The organism is Sanguibacter massiliensis, assembly GCF_900240335.1.
GTDB classification, from domain to species: domain Bacteria; phylum Actinomycetota; class Actinomycetes; order Actinomycetales; family Cellulomonadaceae; genus Flavimobilis; species Flavimobilis massiliensis.
Map to the genome: position 1 here is coordinate 80,731 of NZ_LT964979.1, position 15,432 is coordinate 96,162.

13 protein-coding genes are annotated in these 15,432 nt (G+C 73.9%); 10 read left to right on the top strand and 3 right to left on the bottom strand.

The genetic code is table 11. The features are described from left to right. Position 1: 1 nt before the first annotated feature. The 5 genes from C1729_RS00355 to C1729_RS00375 all read left to right on the top strand — a co-directional run bounded on the left by C1729_RS00355 (position 2) and on the right by C1729_RS00375 (position 5,985). Positions 2-580: a GNAT family N-acetyltransferase gene (locus tag C1729_RS00355; protein WP_102507739.1), complete on the top strand. Its 579-nt coding sequence runs from the start codon at positions 2-4 to the stop codon at positions 578-580. 124 nt (positions 581-704) lie between these two features. Continuing rightward, complete coding sequence (locus C1729_RS00360; protein WP_102507741.1) at positions 705-1,013, top strand: 4a-hydroxytetrahydrobiopterin dehydratase; 309 nt, start codon at positions 705-707, stop codon at positions 1,011-1,013. A gap of 138 nt (positions 1,014-1,151) precedes the next feature. Beyond that, complete coding sequence (ilvD, locus tag C1729_RS00365; protein WP_102507743.1) at positions 1,152-3,014, top strand: dihydroxy-acid dehydratase; 1,863 nt, start codon at positions 1,152-1,154, stop codon at positions 3,012-3,014. A 159-nt stretch (positions 3,015-3,173) separates the two neighbouring features. Continuing rightward, positions 3,174-4,874: a dihydroxy-acid dehydratase gene (gene ilvD, locus C1729_RS00370; RefSeq protein WP_102507745.1), complete on the top strand. Its 1,701-nt coding sequence runs from the start codon at positions 3,174-3,176 to the stop codon at positions 4,872-4,874. 208 nt (positions 4,875-5,082) lie between these two features. After that, positions 5,083-5,985: a hypothetical protein gene (locus tag C1729_RS00375; RefSeq protein WP_102507747.1), complete on the top strand. Its 903-nt coding sequence runs from the start codon at positions 5,083-5,085 to the stop codon at positions 5,983-5,985. A gap of 7 nt (positions 5,986-5,992) precedes the next feature. Here C1729_RS00375 and C1729_RS00380 read toward each other — a convergent pair whose 3' ends face one another. Further along, positions 5,993-7,198 (bottom strand): cytochrome P450, encoded by a 1,206-nt coding sequence (locus C1729_RS00380; protein WP_242493651.1) that lies wholly within the window; start codon positions 7,196-7,198, stop codon positions 5,993-5,995. Between the two features lie 117 nt (positions 7,199-7,315). On the opposite strand from C1729_RS00380, the gene C1729_RS00385 reads away from it, so the two are divergent. From C1729_RS00385 to C1729_RS00405, 5 genes are read left to right on the top strand one after another with little or no spacing between them, the layout of a single operon-like run. Further along, positions 7,316-8,389 (top strand): 3-oxoacyl-ACP synthase III family protein, encoded by a 1,074-nt coding sequence (locus C1729_RS00385; RefSeq protein WP_102507749.1) that lies wholly within the window; start codon positions 7,316-7,318, stop codon positions 8,387-8,389. Between the two features lie 23 nt (positions 8,390-8,412). Beyond that, the gene (locus tag C1729_RS00390; RefSeq protein ID WP_102507751.1) at positions 8,413-9,195 is read left to right on the top strand and encodes a glycosyltransferase family 2 protein; all 783 of its coding nucleotides are present in this window, start codon (positions 8,413-8,415) and stop codon (positions 9,193-9,195) included. Beyond that, positions 9,192-10,415, top strand: a complete 1,224-nt coding sequence (locus tag C1729_RS00395; RefSeq protein ID WP_242493652.1) for a cytochrome P450 — start codon at positions 9,192-9,194, stop codon at positions 10,413-10,415. The genes C1729_RS00390 and C1729_RS00395 overlap by 4 nt, the downstream gene beginning before the upstream one ends. Continuing rightward, positions 10,412-12,217 carry a class I adenylate-forming enzyme family protein gene (locus C1729_RS00400; RefSeq protein ID WP_207204547.1) on the top strand — a complete coding sequence of 602 codons (1,806 nt, stop codon included), beginning with the start codon at positions 10,412-10,414 and terminating at the stop codon, positions 12,215-12,217. Before C1729_RS00395 ends, C1729_RS00400 begins: the two co-directional genes overlap by 4 nt. Next, positions 12,202-13,128: an NAD-dependent epimerase/dehydratase family protein gene (locus C1729_RS00405; RefSeq protein ID WP_102507753.1), complete on the top strand. Its 927-nt coding sequence runs from the start codon at positions 12,202-12,204 to the stop codon at positions 13,126-13,128. Before C1729_RS00400 ends, C1729_RS00405 begins: the two co-directional genes overlap by 16 nt. Positions 13,129-13,274: 146 nt before the next feature. Here C1729_RS00405 and C1729_RS00410 read toward each other — a convergent pair whose 3' ends face one another. Together C1729_RS00410 and C1729_RS00415 are read right to left on the bottom strand one after the other, a co-directional pair. Then, positions 13,275-13,955 carry a response regulator gene (locus C1729_RS00410; protein ID WP_102507755.1) on the bottom strand — a complete coding sequence of 227 codons (681 nt, stop codon included), beginning with the start codon at positions 13,953-13,955 and terminating at the stop codon, positions 13,275-13,277. A gap of 50 nt (positions 13,956-14,005) precedes the next feature. Continuing rightward, complete coding sequence (locus C1729_RS00415; RefSeq protein ID WP_129590610.1) at positions 14,006-15,337, bottom strand: sensor histidine kinase; 1,332 nt, start codon at positions 15,335-15,337, stop codon at positions 14,006-14,008. Positions 15,338-15,432 lie beyond the last annotated feature (95 nt).

Below are 15,432 nucleotides of genomic sequence, written 5' to 3' on the forward strand. Positions count from 1 at the left end.
CATGGCCCGCGGACCTGAGCTCGCGGGCGAGCTCGTCCGGCTGCGTCCCTTCGTCGAGTCCGACGCCGAACGCGCGTGGGAGCTCGTCCAGGACCCGGAGGGGCTCCGGCTCACGGGGACGACCGCTTCGTTCACGCGCGAGCAGATCGCCGCGTGGGTGCGTGACGTCCCCGAGCGTCCGGGTCGCTACGACTGGGCGATCACGAGCGGTGTCCGGCGCGATGGCGAGCTCGTGAGCGACGAGATGCTCGGCGAGATCGTCCTCAACGACCTCGATGACGACGCCCTGTCCGCGAACCTGCGGCTCAACATGCTGCCCAACTACCGTGGGCGCGGCTACGGGCGCGAGGCCATCCGCCTCGTGCTCGGGCACGCGTTCGCAGCCGACGGGCTCGGGCTGCACCGCGTCTCGCTCGACGTGCTCGACATCAACCCGCGCGCGCAGATGCTCTACGAGTCCATCGGCTTCACCGTCGAGGGACGGCTTCGCGAGGTCTACCGTGACGGTGACCGCTGGACGGACGCGATCGTCATGAGCATCCTCGAGCACGAGTGGGAGCCCGACAGCGACGCCGTCTGACCGAGAATTCACGCACGGCGCCGCACCCCTCGGGGTGCGGCGCCGTCGTCGTCCCACGCCCGGAGGGCTGGTCTGGGTGCACGACCGCTGGTGGCGGCGGCGCGGCGGTGGTTCGCTGGGACGCATGGAACCTCTCGAGATCGCACGCGTTGAGCAGGCTGTCGCCGGGACCGGCTGGGAGGTCGTCGACGGACAGCTCGTCGTCCGGTACGCGACCGGCAGCTTCGTCGCCGGGGTCCGGCTCGTCGAGCTTGTCGCTGGGGCGGCCGAGGCCGCGAACCACCACCCTGACGTCACGCTCACGTACCCGTGGGTCGAGCTGCGTCTCCTCACGCACGAGGTCGACGCGCTCACGAGCGCTGACGTCGATCTCGCGCTCGAGCTCACCGAGCTCGTGCGCGAGCACGGCGTCGAGGTCGCGTCGGGGGAGTAGCACGACGACGGCACCGGCGGAGCACCGGTGCCGCGGCCCGACCACGCTCCGGACGCCTTCGCCGCGCCCCGGCGCGCCCGACGTACTGTGGTGCGGCGGCGCCTCTCGCCGCACGACTGCGTCGAAGGAGCATGACCGATGAGCCGCCCGCTGCGCTCCCGCACCTCCACCCACGGCCGCAACATGTCGGGGGCCCGCGCCCTGTGGCGTGCGACCGGCATGACGTCGGAGGACTTCGGCAAGCCGATCATCGCGATCGCGAACTCCTACACACAGTTCGTCCCGGGCCACGTCCACCTCAAGGACATGGGCGACCTCGTCGCGTCCGCGATCCGTGAGGCCGGCGGCGTCGCCAAGGAGTTCAACACGATCGCGGTCGACGACGGCATCGCGATGGGTCACGGCGGCATGCTCTACTCGCTGCCGAGCCGCGACCTCATCGCCGACTCGGTCGAGTACATGGTCAACGCGCACTGCGCCGACGCGATCGTCTGCATCTCGAACTGCGACAAGATCACGCCCGGCATGCTCAACGCCGCGCTGCGCCTCAACATCCCGGTGATCTTCGTGTCCGGCGGGCCCATGGAGGCCGGCAAGGCGGTCGTCGCCGACGGCGTCGCGAAGACGCACCTTAACCTCGTCAACGCGATCAACTACGCGGCCGACGACGCGGTCTCCGACGAGGCGCTCGCGAAGGTCGAGGAGTCGGCGTGCCCGACGTGCGGCTCGTGCTCGGGCATGTTCACCGCGAACTCGATGAACTGCCTCACCGAGGCGCTCGGTCTCTCGCTGCCCGGCAACGGCTCGACGCTCGCGACGCACACGGCCCGCAAGGAGCTCTTCCTCGAGGCCGGGCGCACGATCGTCGAGCTCGCGCGCCGCTTCTACGACGAGGGTGACGACTCGGCCGCCCCGCGCTCGATCGCATCGAAGGCCGCGTTCGCCAACGCCATGACGCTCGACGTCGCGATGGGCGGCTCGACGAACACGGTCCTCCACATCCTCGCGGCCGCGCAGGAGGCCGAGATCGACTTCACGCTCACCGACATCGAGGAGATCTCGCGTCGGGTGCCGTGCCTCTCGAAGGTGGCACCCAACCACCCGAACTATCACATGGAGGACGTCCACCGCGCCGGTGGCATCCCCGCGCTCCTCGGCGAGCTCGACCGCGCGGGCTTGCTCGATCACGACGTCACGAGCGTCCACACGCCGACGCTGCGCGCGTGGCTCGACGATTGGGACATCCGCGGCGGCAAGGCCACCGACACCGCGAAGAAGCTCTTCCTCGCCGCCCCCGGCGGGGTCCGCACGACGCAGGCGTTCTCGACGTCGAACGTCTGGGAGTCCCTCGATACCGACGCCGCGGGCGGCTGCATCCGCGACCTCGAGCACGCCTACACGGTCGAGGGCGGGCTCGCGGTGCTCCGCGGCAACCTCGCCGAGGACGGCGCGGTCTTCAAGACGGCAGGCGTCGACCCGGACGTCTTCCACTTCGTCGGCACGGCGCTCGTCGTCGAGTCCCAGGACGAGGCCGTCGAGAAGATCCTCACGAAGCAGGTTCAGCCGGGGCACGTCCTCGTCGTGCGCTACGAGGGTCCCGCCGGAGGCCCCGGCATGCAGGAGATGCTCTACCCGACGTCGTTCATCAAGGGTCGCGGTCTCGGCAAGTCCGTCGCCCTCATCACGGACGGACGCTTCTCGGGCGGGTCCTCGGGCATCTCGATCGGGCACGTCTCGCCCGAGGCCGCGGCCGGCGGGCTCATCGGCCTCGTCGAGGACGGCGACCGCATCGAGATCGACGTCGACACGCGCCGCGTCCACCTCGACGTCCCGGACGACGTCCTCGCGGAGCGCCGCGCCAAGATGGAGGCGCGGGAGAACCCGTGGCAGCCCGTCGACCGCGACCGCTACGTCTCCCCGGCGCTGCGCGCCTACGCCGCGATGGCAACGTCCGCAGACCGCGGTGCGGTGCGCGACGTCTCGCTCATCACGCGCCGCTGAGGCGCCCCGCACCTCGTACGCGACGGGGCCGCTCCCCCCCGGGAGCGGGCCCGTCCGCGTCCCCGCTGCGGTCACGAAGCCCTGCGGCCCCGCACGTCCCGACGGCGGCGAACCGCCCCCGCTGTGGCCCAGGTCGCGCACATGGGGTGATACTCGGGTATGGATGACTCAGAGATCGACCTCAAGCCCCGTTCGCGCCAGGTGACCGACGGCCTCGAGGCCACGGCCTCGCGCGGCATGCTCCGCGCCGTCGGCATGGGCGACGACGACTGGGTCAAGCCCCAGATCGGCGTCGCGAGCTCGTGGAACGAGATCACGCCGTGCAACCTCTCGCTGCAGCGCCTCGGCGCGGCCGTGAAGAACGGCGTCCACGCCGCAGGCGGCTACCCGCTCGAGTTCGGGACGATCTCCGTGTCCGACGGCATCTCCATGGGCCACGAGGGGATGCACTACTCGCTCGTCTCGCGCGACGTCATCGCTGACTCCGTCGAGACCGTGATGATGGCGGAGCGGCTCGACGGGTCGGTTCTCCTCGCGGGCTGCGACAAGTCGCTGCCGGGCATGCTCATGGCCGCCGCGCGCCTCGACCTCGCGGCCGTGTTCCTCTACGCGGGCTCGATCATGCCCGGCTGGGTCAAACTCTCCGACGGCACCGAGAAGGACGTCACGCTCATCGACGCGTTCGAGGCCGTCGGCGCGTGCGCGCGCGGACTCATGAGCGTCGAGGACGTCGACCGCATCGAGCGCGCGATCTGCCCGGGCGAGGGTGCGTGCGGCGGCATGTACACCGCGAACACCATGGCGTCGGTCGCCGAGGCCATGGGCATGTCCCTGCCCGGCTCGGCCGCGCCGCCGTCCGCGGACCGCAGGCGCGACCAGTTCGCGCACCGCTCGGGCGAGGCTGTCGTCGGGCTGCTACGCCGCGGCATCACGGCGCGCGACATCATGACGAAGGAGGCGCTCGAGAACGCGATCGCCGTCGTCATGGCGTTCGGCGGCTCGACAAACGCGGTCCTCCACCTCCTCGCGATCGCGCACGAGGCCGAGGTCGACCTCACGCTCGACGACTTCCGTCGTGTCGCCGCGCGCGTCCCGCACCTCGGCGACCTCAAGCCGTTCGGCCGGTACGTCATGGCGGACGTCGACCGCGTCGGGGGAGTGCCCGTCGTCATGAAGGCCCTGCTCGACGCGGGACTGCTCCACGGCGACTGCCTCACCGTCACGGGCCGCACGGTCGCGGAGAACCTCGCCGAGATCGCGCCGCCCGACCCCGACGGCAAGATCCTGCGCGCCCTCGACCGCCCGATCCACCGCACGGGCGGCATCACGATCCTCCGCGGCACCCTCGCGCCCGAGGGTGCCGTCGTGAAGTCCGCGGGCTTCGACTCCGACGTCTTCGAGGGCACCGCGCGTGTCTTCGAGCGCGAGCGTGCCGCGATGGATGCGCTCGAGGACGGCACGATCACGGCTGGCGACGTCGTCGTCATCCGCTACGAGGGCCCCAAGGGCGGTCCGGGCATGCGCGAGATGCTCGCGATCACTGGGGCGATCAAGGGAGCGGGCCTCGGCAAGGACGTTCTGCTGCTCACCGACGGGCGCTTCTCGGGCGGAACGACGGGGCTGTGCGTCGGGCATGTCGCGCCCGAGGCCGTCGACGGTGGGCCCATCGCTTTCGTGCGGGACGGCGACCGCGTGCGGCTCGACGTTGCCGCCGGCACGCTCGACCTCCTTGTCGACGAGGCCGAGCTCGCGGTGCGCCGCGAGGGCTGGGAGCCGCTGCCCCCACGTTTCACGCGCGGCGTGCTCGGGCGGTACCAGAAGCTCGTCGGCTCGGCGTCGCAGGGCGCGGTCCTCAGCTGACCCCTGCGTCTGACCCCTGCGTCGGCTGGGGTGCGACTCGTAGGGCTGGAGCACCATCGAACGGTGCTGGAGGCCTACGAGTCGGGAGGGAGACCTCTCGGGTTGCGAAAGGGGTGAGCCGTCCTAGGCTTGCGGTGCCACGCGCCGGAGACTCCGGGCGACGCGCTAGGGGCACGTCGTGACGTGGCACGACCAGGGGAACCTACCGATGACGAAGCTCAGCCGACCGCGCCCGCGCATGCTTGCCGCCGCCCTGCTGGCGCCGCTCCTCCTCCTCGCCGCATGCGGCGGGGACTCGACCGACGACGCCACGGCGCCGCCCGCGGCGAACGGCAGCACCCCGGCCGCGACGACGCCGGGCGACGCCCCGGCCGCGTCGGGCGTCTGCCCGGTCAACAGCGGGCTGCGTGACGAGACGATCACGAGCTACGCCACGATCGGTGAGGTCACCGGATACGACGACGAGACCGCGAAGCGGATCGGGACGACGTGGCGCCACTCGGTGCCGATCACCCTCCACAACCCGCTCGACGCCCCGTGCAAGATCCAGGTCGGCGTCACGGTGACCGGCTCCGCCGGCGGATACACGGAGGGCTCGGTGGTCTCGGTCCTCGAGCCCGGCGCGTCGGTCGACGTCCAGCAGTTTGTGCTCGAGGACGACTTCACCTTCGAGTCGGACGCCCAGGACGCGAAGCCGACCGAGGACCTGGACATCAAGGTCTCGTGGATCGCGACGGGCCCGGTCTACGACTACTACGACGCAGACGTCACCGTCGGGGAGCCGACGGGTGAGGGCGCCGACACCGTGCTGCCGGTCACGATCGTCAAGCGCGGCATAAAGGATGGCGTGCCCAAGGCGTTCGGGATCACGGCGACCGACTTCATCTACGTCGTCGGGCACGACGCCTCGGGGAAGACCGTCGCGACGTTCTACGCGGCCGATGCGAAGTTCGTCTACTCAGGCGAGACCGGGACGCACAACATCCCGGCGACGTTCGCCGGGACCCCGAACGGTGGCGGCATGGCCTTCCAGGGGCTGGCCGCGCTCGAGGACATCGCCGAGTACAAGGTCGTTACCTACCAGCCGAACTCGATGCAGCACGAGGGGTGAGCCGGCCTCAGCGCGCCCGGCGGACCTCAAGCGTGCGGTAGGTCGGGACGAGGACGCGCGGCTGCGCGCGACGCCGGACGACCTCGAGCGGACCGCCCTCGAACAGCGTGCGGAGCAGGTGCTCGAGCTCGGCCCGCGCGAGCGCGGCCCCGAGGCACAGGTGTCGGCCCGCACCGAACCACAGCTGGCGGTTGTCCGCGACGTACGGTCGGTCGATCCGGAACGGGCCGGGCGCCGTGTTGGCGCTCCACACGAGCATCATCACCCGCTCGCCCGCGCGCAGCGTGCGGCCCGCGATCTCGACGTCGGCCGCGACGCCCCGCCCGATAACGGACGCGGGGCTCGTGACGCGCAGGCCCTCGCGGACGACGTCGTCCCACGGGTCTTCGCCGCGGTCGAGGGCCGCGAGCAGACGGTGCTGCTCGCCCGTGTCGACGAGCAGCGCGGTCGTGCGTGCCATCGCGCTCGCGGACGTCTCCGTGCCCGCGACCATGAGGAGGCTCGCGATGCCCGTCGTCTCCTCGAGGCTCAGCCCGAGCTCGCGGCAGCGGCCGAGCAGCAGGTGCCCTGGCGCGTGCGCCCAGCCGTCGGGCACGCCCGACGTCAGCTCCGCGACGATCCCGCGTGCCGTCGTCACCTGCGCGTCCGACAGGTGCGTCGAGGAGCCCGTGCTGAGCGCGACCGACGCGAGGCGCTCGCCCGTGCGGAAGGTCGCGAGAGCCTCGTCGTCGGTCGGCCACGGGGCGTCCTGCGGACGTCCCGCAGGTGGCACGATGCCGAGGATCGTCGTCATCATGCGGCCGACGAGCGTGCGTGACAGCGGACCGACGTCGAGCGTCCCGCCCGCGTCGAGCGTCGCACGCGCTGCGGCGAGGGACGGTCCCCACGCATCGTCGACGATCTCGGTCGCCGTCGCCTTCGTGAAGAGGTCGCGGGCGCGCGTGCGCAGGTCGTGGTGACCCGGCCCGTCGAAGAGGTCGAACACCCAGTCGCCGAGGATCTGACCCCACAGGTGCCCGACGCCGCCCTCGTCGAGGATCGTGAACGCGCGTCCGTCCTTGAGGATCTCGCGGCTCACGACGGGGTCGGACGTCACCCAGCCGATGCCTGGGACCTTGACGAGCGGGCGGCGCAGGGCGCGCCCGCCGAGGAGGACCGCGGCCATCGCGGGACGGGCGCGGGCGAGGAGCGCGAGCTCGGAGCGTGTTGTCACCCGCGGAAGTCTGCCGGACGCGGCACGGCACGACCAGGTTGTCCACAGATGGGTGTTCGGCGGACGACATCCGGAGCGTGCGGGCGGCCGCGGGGACCGACCGCTACGCTGACCGCCATGCTCCAGCCGCTCCACGCCCCGGCCGTCGTCGTGGCCCCCGCGCGTCCGGCCCCCGCCGCCGCGATCCTCGGCGTCGCCGTGCACCTACCCGACGACGTCCGTGAGGTCGCGGACGTCGAGCGTGCGCTCGCCCGACGCAACCCCGGCGTCGTGCCCCGCACGCCGCTTGTCACCCGGCTCACGGGTGTACAGCGGGTGCACGTGCTGCCCGACGGTGAGGACGCGTCCGACCTCGCCGTCGCGGCCGCGCGGACGCTCCTCGCCGAGCACCCCGGTACGACGGTCGACCTGCTGATCTTCGCCTCCGCGAGCCAGGACATGGTCGAGCCCGCGACGTCGCACATCGTCGCGCACAAGCTCGGGCTCGACTCCGTGCCCGTCATGGACGTCAAGAACGCCTGCAACTCCGTGCTCAACGGCATCGAGGTCGCCGAGGCGCTCGTCGCGACAGGGCGGTACCGGACGGTGCTCGTCGCCTCCGGGGAGGCGCCCTCGCGCGCCGTCCGTCACGACGTGCCCGACCGGGCGACGTACGCGCTCTCCGCGCCGGGCTACACGATGTCCGACGCGGGCGCTGCCGTGCTCGTCGGCCGCCCGCCCGCCGTCGCCCCGGGGCAGGCAGCGCGCGGCATCCTCGCGAGCGCGTTTTCCGCGCGCTCCGAGCACTGGGACGTCGGCATGCTCCCGGGTGGCGGGACCGCACACCCCCGCGACGTCGAGCGCACCTACTTCGAGATCGACGGCGGACGCCTGCGCGACGCGTTCTGCGCGCTCGGCCCCGGCGTCGTCGAGGAGGCGCTCGAGCGGGCAGGGCTCACGCTCGACGACGTCACGCTCGTTGCCGTCCACCAGGTCGCGGTCGCCTATCTTGACGACGTCCACGACGCGCTCGGCCTGCCGCGCGACCGCACGCTCGTCACGGTCGCCGACCACGGCAACGTCGCCTCGGTGACGCTCCCGCTCCAGCTCGTGCGCGCACGCGAGTCCGGGCGGGTCCGTGACGGTGACGTCGTTCTGCTGCTCGGGCTCGCGGGCGGCATCTCGATCGGCGCGACGCTGGTGCGCCTGTGAGGCCGCCACGTCCCGGGGGACGCGTGCGCTCGACCGCGGGCACGCACCCCGCGCTCGGCCGGCTCGGCGTCGTTGTGCCCGCGCGGGACGAGGCCGCAGGCATCACCGCGACGCTCGACGCGCTGCGCGCGCAGACCGACCGCGACTTCGACCTCGTCGTCGTCGACAACGGGTCCTCCGACGGGACGGGTGACCTCGTCCGCGAGTACGCCGCGAGGCACGGCCTGCCACGCTGGCGCGTCGTCACGGAGAAGCAGAAGGGGACGGGGGCTGCCGCCGACACGGGCATGCGCGAGGCCGCGGCCGCGGGAGCCGCGCTCCTCGCACGCACCGACGCCGACTGCCTGCCCGACCCCGGCTGGACCGCGGCCGTGCGCCGCGCGCTCGCACTGTCCGAGCTCGTCGCGGGCAGGCTCGTGCCCCGCACCGACGACCTGCCGGTCTCGCGGCCACGCACGGCCGTCCTCAACGGGGCGGTCGCGCTCGCGGGCGCGTTCGGCAGGGTGCGACCCGGCAACCAGGACGACGGCTACCTCGGGCCCTACATGATGTCCGCGGGCTGCAACATGGCGGTCACCGCCGACCTCTACCTCCGCGCCGGCGGCTTCCCGCGCACCGCGATCGAGGACGTCCACGAGGATCGTGCGCTCGTCAACGCTGTGCGCCGCCTCACGACGCGCTACGCGACGTACGACGACGTCCTCGTGCGCGGCTCGACCCGGCGCGTCGCCGCCTGGGGGCTCGTGCGGACCCTCGGCTGGTACGCCGACCACCGCTACCGGCCCGCACACGTGGACATCCGGTGACGGTCGACGACGTCGTGCGCGCCGCGCACGCCGTGCACGACCCCTCGGTGGCCGACGACGAGGTGCTCCACCACGAGGAGCGCGTCCAAAGCGGCGCCCACCCGCTCGCGTACCCCGCGTTGCGCGCCCTCCGCAACCGCCCGGCCGTGCGGGTCCCCGGCCTCGGCGTCGTCGTCTCCGACGCCGCGACCGCCCGCGAGGTGCTCCTCGACACCGAGTGCTTCTCGAAGATCGGGCCGGGCTCGCCCGCCGACCTGTGGACGCCCGTGCTCGGGCCCTCCGTGCTGCTCAACATGGAGGGCACCGAGCACGCCGCGCTGCGCCGCACGCTCACGCCGCTCTTCACGCCGTCGTCCGTCAGGGCCCTCACCGCGACGCGCTCCGAACGGCTCGACCTGCTTGCCGCGCGGCTTCTCGCGGGGGAGAGCGTCGACCTCGTGCCCGTCGTCGGCGACCTCGCCGGCTCGCTCATCTGCCACCTCGTCGGCCTCGGCGACACCGGCGCCACGGTGCGGGACCAGCTGCGGCGCGCCCAGGAGATCGTCGGGCTCGTCCGCCTCCACCGACGCGGGCTCACGCGCTCGCAGGTCGCCCGCGCCCGCGCGGTGCTCGACGAGCTGAGCGAGCCCGCGCGCGCCGCCTACCGCGACGGCGGGACGCAGACCGTCCCAGGGCGCATGCGCGAGCTCGGCCTCTCCGAGCGGGAGGCGATGGGGGCGGTCGGTGCGTTCGTCCTCACGGGCACCGAGACCGTCCAGTCGTTCGTGCCGCGGCTCGTCGCGATCACGCACGACGCGGGCGTGCTCGACCGGCTGCTCTTGACGTCGCCCTCCGACCGCTGGCGCGGGCGCGTCGTCGAGGAGGCGCTGCGCACCGCCGTGCCGACGCCCGTCATGCTCCGTTCCGTGACCGCCGAACGCGAGGTCGCGGGCGTGCGGGTGCGGCCGGGCGACCGTGTCGTCATCGTGACGATCTCCTGCTGCCGCGGTGCGGGGCCGTTCGATCCGGGCCGCGAGGCGGACCCGTCCGTCCGTCACCTGTGGTTCGGCGCAGGACCGCACTTCTGCCTCGGTATGCCGCTCGCCATGGCGCAGATCGACTCGGCGCTCGCAGCCCTCGCTCCCGTCGCGGCCGCGGGCCGGCCGGTGAGCGTCGTCCGCCGACGCGTCGCCCGACGCGTCCTCATCCCCGCGTACCGCGAGCTCGTGGTGACGGCGTGAGCGAGCCCGAGACCCCGGAGGACGCACACCTCGTCGCCCACGTGCTCGACGCGTGCGCGCGCACGCCCGACGCCGTCGCGCTGCGCGTCCCGCGCCGCACCCGTCCGGGCCGCCCCCAGCGCTTCGGTGCGCTCACCTTCCGCGAGCTCGCGACACGCATCGAGGCCGTCGCCGCGGGGCTCCGCGCGCACGGGCTCGAGCCCGGCGGACGCGTGCTCTTCTCGATCCGGCCGCGGCTCGACGGGATCGTCACCGCGCTCGGCGTCGCACGCGCGGGTGGCACCGTCGTCTTCGTCGACCCCGGCTCGACGCCCGAGCTCTTCGCGGCGCGCGTCGCTGCTGCCCGGCCGACGCACGCCGCGACCGAGTCGCTCCTCCACGCGCTCTCCCGCGGACCGCTGCGCGCCCTCGCGCGTCGGCGCGGCCTGCTCCTGCCCGGGTACGCCGAGCTGCCCGTCACTCACGTGCACTCCGGACCGTGGCTGCCGGGGGTGCCGCGGGGATCCGTGCCCGTGCGACGGCTCGTGCGGGACGCCCTCGCGACCGCGCGCGGCGCGGCGCCTGACCCTGCGGCGTCGAGCGGGGCCGCTGCGGCGCTGCCGCGCGACGGGGCATCACTGCCGCCGCTCGACGGGGCGCGCGAGATGCTCGTCGTCTTCACCTCGGGCACGACCGCGGCCCCGCGCGCAGTCGTCCACTCGGGCGCGACGCTCGCGGCCGCGACGCGCGCGCTCGGCGAGATCGTCGCGATGAGCCCCGGGCAGGACGTCGTCACGGACCAGATGCTCCTCGGCGTGCCCGCGCTCCTCGCGGGCGCGACGTGGACCGTGCCCGTCGTCGCGCCCGCCCGCGACGTCGTCACGGCGGGTCGTCTCATGACGGGCGCCGACGCGACGTTCCTCGTGCCCGCCGACGTCACCGCCCTGCTCGACGCCGTCGAGGCCGGCACCGTGCCCGCCCGCACGGCCGCGACCGTCCTCGTCGGAGGAGCACCCGTGACCCGCGCGCTCCTCGAACGCGCGACGCGGCTCGTGCCGACGACCCGCTGGGTCGGGATCTACGGCATGACCGAGTGCCTGCCTGTCGCGTCCGTCGAGGCCGCGACGAAGCTCGCGCACACGGGGGACGGCGACCTCGTCGGGACGCCCGTGAGCACCGTCGACGTGCGGATCGTGCCCGCGCCTCCGGACGGCACCGCGCCCGACGGCGCAGGTCCGGACGGCGCTGCTCCGCACGCGACAGCGTCCGGGGGCGCCGCGTACGACGATGCCGCGCCCGGCGAGCTCGTCGTCTCAGGGCCCGCGCTCATGCTCGGCCTGCTCGGCGCCGACGGTGTTGTGGCGCCCGTGGCCGAGCACCGCACGGGCGACCTCGCCCGTCTCGAGGCCGCCGGTTCCGTCGTCCTCCTCGGGCGGACGCGCGACATGATCATCCGCGGCACGGTCAACATCTACCCGGGCCTCTTCGAACCGCGGCTCGCTGCGCTCAAGGGCGTCGGCGAGGCCGTGCTCGTCGGGCTGCCGCAGGAGGACGGTGACGAGCGGGTCGCGCTCGTCCTCGTCCCGGCGGACGCCGCCGAGCGTCCGCCGCGGCTCACGTGCGACCACCCGCTCGCCGAGGAGGTGCGGCCGCGGCTCGCCGAAGTCCTCGACCACGGCGCGCTGCCCGACGTCGTCCTTGTCGCGCCCGAGGTTCCCGTCGCGGGCCGCAGCCGCAAGCCCGACCGACAGGCGCTCGCGCGCGAGGTCGCCGCGCTCGTCAACGCAGCGGCAGGGGAGGGACCCACGTGCGCGTCGCGGTGACCGGGGCCTCGGGCTTCGTCGGCGGCGCCGTCGCCCGGGCGCTGGCCGCCGACGGGCACGACGTCCGCACGTTCTCGCGCCGCCCCCCGCACGTCGGGACGTGGCGGGCATGGGACCTCGCCGACGGCGCGCTCGCGGACCCGCCCGAGGTCGACGCCGTCGTCCACGTCGGCGCAGCCGTCGCCGACGGCGGCAAGCGCGCCGCCGCCGCACGGATCAACGTCGACGGCACGCGCGCCGTCCGCGAGACGTTCCGCGGCGCACGGATGATCCACGTGTCCTCGGCGAGCGTCTACGACCCGCGCGTGCCGACCGTCGCCGGGCGCGAGGACACGCCCCTGCCCGGCCGCCACCTCAACGCGTACGGTGCGACGAAGGCTGCCGCCGAGCGCTACCTCGCGGACACGGACCTCGGTCCCGTGCTCGTCCTGCGACCGCACGCGGTCTACGGGCCGGGGGACACGACGCTCCTGCCGCGTGTCGAGGCGCTCGTGCGGCGCGGCCGCGTGCCGCTCGTCGGCGACGGTTCCGCGCTCCACTCGTTCACGCACGTCGACACGTTCGTCGCGGCCGTCCGAGCCGGACTCGCGCGCGACGTCACGGGCGTCGTCAACGTCGCCGACGCCGAGCCGTGGCCGCTGCGCCGCGCAGTTCTCGAGCTGCTCGGCAGGCGTGGGCGCCGCGGTCCGGACGGCGGACCGCTGCGCGTCGTCGAGGTCCCGCCGCGCCTCGCGCACGGACTCGCGGCCGCGCTCGACGGTGCCGCCGCGTGCGGTCTGCCGCGCGCGCGCCTCAGCCGCTACGCGCTCAGCCACCTCGCGGTCGAGCGGACGCTCGACCTCACACGCCTGCGCACCTGGCTCGGCGTCGACCCGCCTCCGACGACGCTCGAGGGCGCCGAGACCTGGTAGGCCGCATCGGCTGGCGTCGCGCCGGTCGGCCAGGTCCGCCCGCGGACCGGGCGGACGCTCGGCGCCCCGACGACTTGTAGATCTCGAGCACCGTTGGACGGTGCTGGGGACCTACGAGTCAGGGTGGGTGTCGGGACCGGGCGGGGTCAGCCGGACGTGATCGTCCCCGATTCGTAGGCCGCGACGACGAGCTGCACGCGGTCGCGGCAGCCCGTCTTGCGGAGAATCTCCGAGACGTGCGACTTCACGGTCGGCTCGCTCACCCACTGCTCGGCCGCGATCTCCGCGTTCGACAGGCCGCGCGCGACGGCCGCGAACACCTCGCGCTCGCGGGGCGTGAGCGCGTCGAGTCCGGGGACAGCGCGCGGCGCCGCGCGGCGAGCCGCGACGTCGATGACGAGGCGCCGCGTGACACCGGGCCCGAGGAGCATCGACCCGTCAGCGACGAGCCGCACCGACTCGACGAGCCGCTCCGCGGTGACGTCCTTGAGGAGGAAGCCGCTCGCCCCGGCCCGCAGCGCGTCGTACACGTACTCGTCGAGGTCGAACGTCGTGAGGATGACGATGCGCGTCGGGCTGCCCGACGCCGTGACCCGCCGCGTCGCCTCGAGCCCGTCGACGCGCGGCATGCGCACGTCGACGAGCGCGACGTCCGGCACGGTGTGCACGACGAGGTCGACGAGCTCGTCGCCGTCGGACGCCGTGCCGACGACCTCGATGCCGGGTGTCGCCGCGAGGATCGCGGCGAGCCCGTGACGGATGACGGGCTGGTCGTCCGCGAGGACGACGCGCACGGGCGTCGCAGGGAGGTCGTCGGGGCTACGCACCCGGTCATCCTGCCAGGCGACGGCCGTGCGAGCCGGTGCGGTCCGCGGTGTCACAGGGTCTCGGGAGACGTCGTCGGCAGCGTGACGTCGACGACGAACCGGCCGTCCACGGTCTCGGTGCCGACCGTGCCACCGAGCTGCGCGGCGCGCGTCCAGACGCCTGCGAGCCCGCGGCGCGCAGGCCCGGGCACACCGTCTGCAGGGTTGCTCACGACGAGCCGCAGAGCCCCATCCTGCTCCGTGAGGTCGAGCGTCACAGGCTCGCCGGGCGCGTGGCGCCGCGCGTTCGACAGGCACTCCTGGGAGATGCGGTAGAGCGCCTGGCCGGACCGGGCGTCGACGCGCGCGAGGACCGCCTCGACGTCGTCGGGAAGGTGGGCGTCGATCCGCTGACCGGCGTCGCGGGCACCTGCGACGAGGACGAGGAGGTCGGCGGCCGTCGGCGGGGGCGTGAGCGGCGCGTCGTGCTCGACGGGCGAGAGGACGTCGAGCGTCGCGCGGACCTCGGCGAGGGCGGCCCGAGCGTCCTCGGCGACGAGCGCGAGCTCGTGCCGCGTGCTCTCGGCGAGGTCGGGGGTCGCGTAGCGCAGCGACTCGGCGCGGACCGCGACGAGCGAGAGGTGGTGAGCGGTGATGTCGTGGAGGTCGCGGGCGAGCTCGGAGCGCTGGCTCGCGTCGATGCTGCGCGCCTCGGAGCGCGCCGCTGCGGCGATCGACGTGTCCCGGACGGCCCACGCCTCGAGGAGGACCCGCACGGTGAGGATGGCGACGGCGACGACGACGACGGGCAGGACGTACCCGAGGACGGCGTCCTGGACGACGTGGCGCTCGCCGCCCGACGCGAGGAGCCAGCCCGGGATCTCGAGGTACGTCGGTCGGGAGGTACCGTGGCTGATGGCCGCGCCGACGACCCCGACGAGCGCGAGCACCGAGGCGGTGGCGAACGGCACAGCGGAGCGACGGGTCGCGCCGAGACCCGCGACGAGCGCCGTCGCGACGACCGCACCCCACCACGCGGCGTCGACGAAGCCGACGGTGGCGGGTGGGACGAGCGCGACGAGGCTCATGGCGGCCGCGGTGGCGGGACGCGTGCGGGCGACCCAGATCGTGGCGATCATCCAGGCGAGGCCCAGCACGGGGAGGACGAGGGCGAGGACGCCCGGGTCGACGGTCGTGAGGCCTCCGCCAGGGACGGGGTCCTGGCCGCCGAGCTGCTGGCGCCAGTGCGTCGCGAGGAGCGAGACGCCCGTGACGAGGACCACGAGGCTCGAGAGGCCGGCGACGGCGTCGACGATGCGACGCGGTGCTGCGCGGCCGGGGTCGCGGAGGAGACGGGGGAAGGCCGGGAGGGCCTCGGTCATGGGTGTGGTCGTCGTGGTCATGGGTCGATCCAATCCGGGCGACGGGGTGCGGGGCCACCGTCGCGAGGAGGAGATCGTCCCCTCCCGCCGACGGGGAGGAGAGACGTGACGTGGAC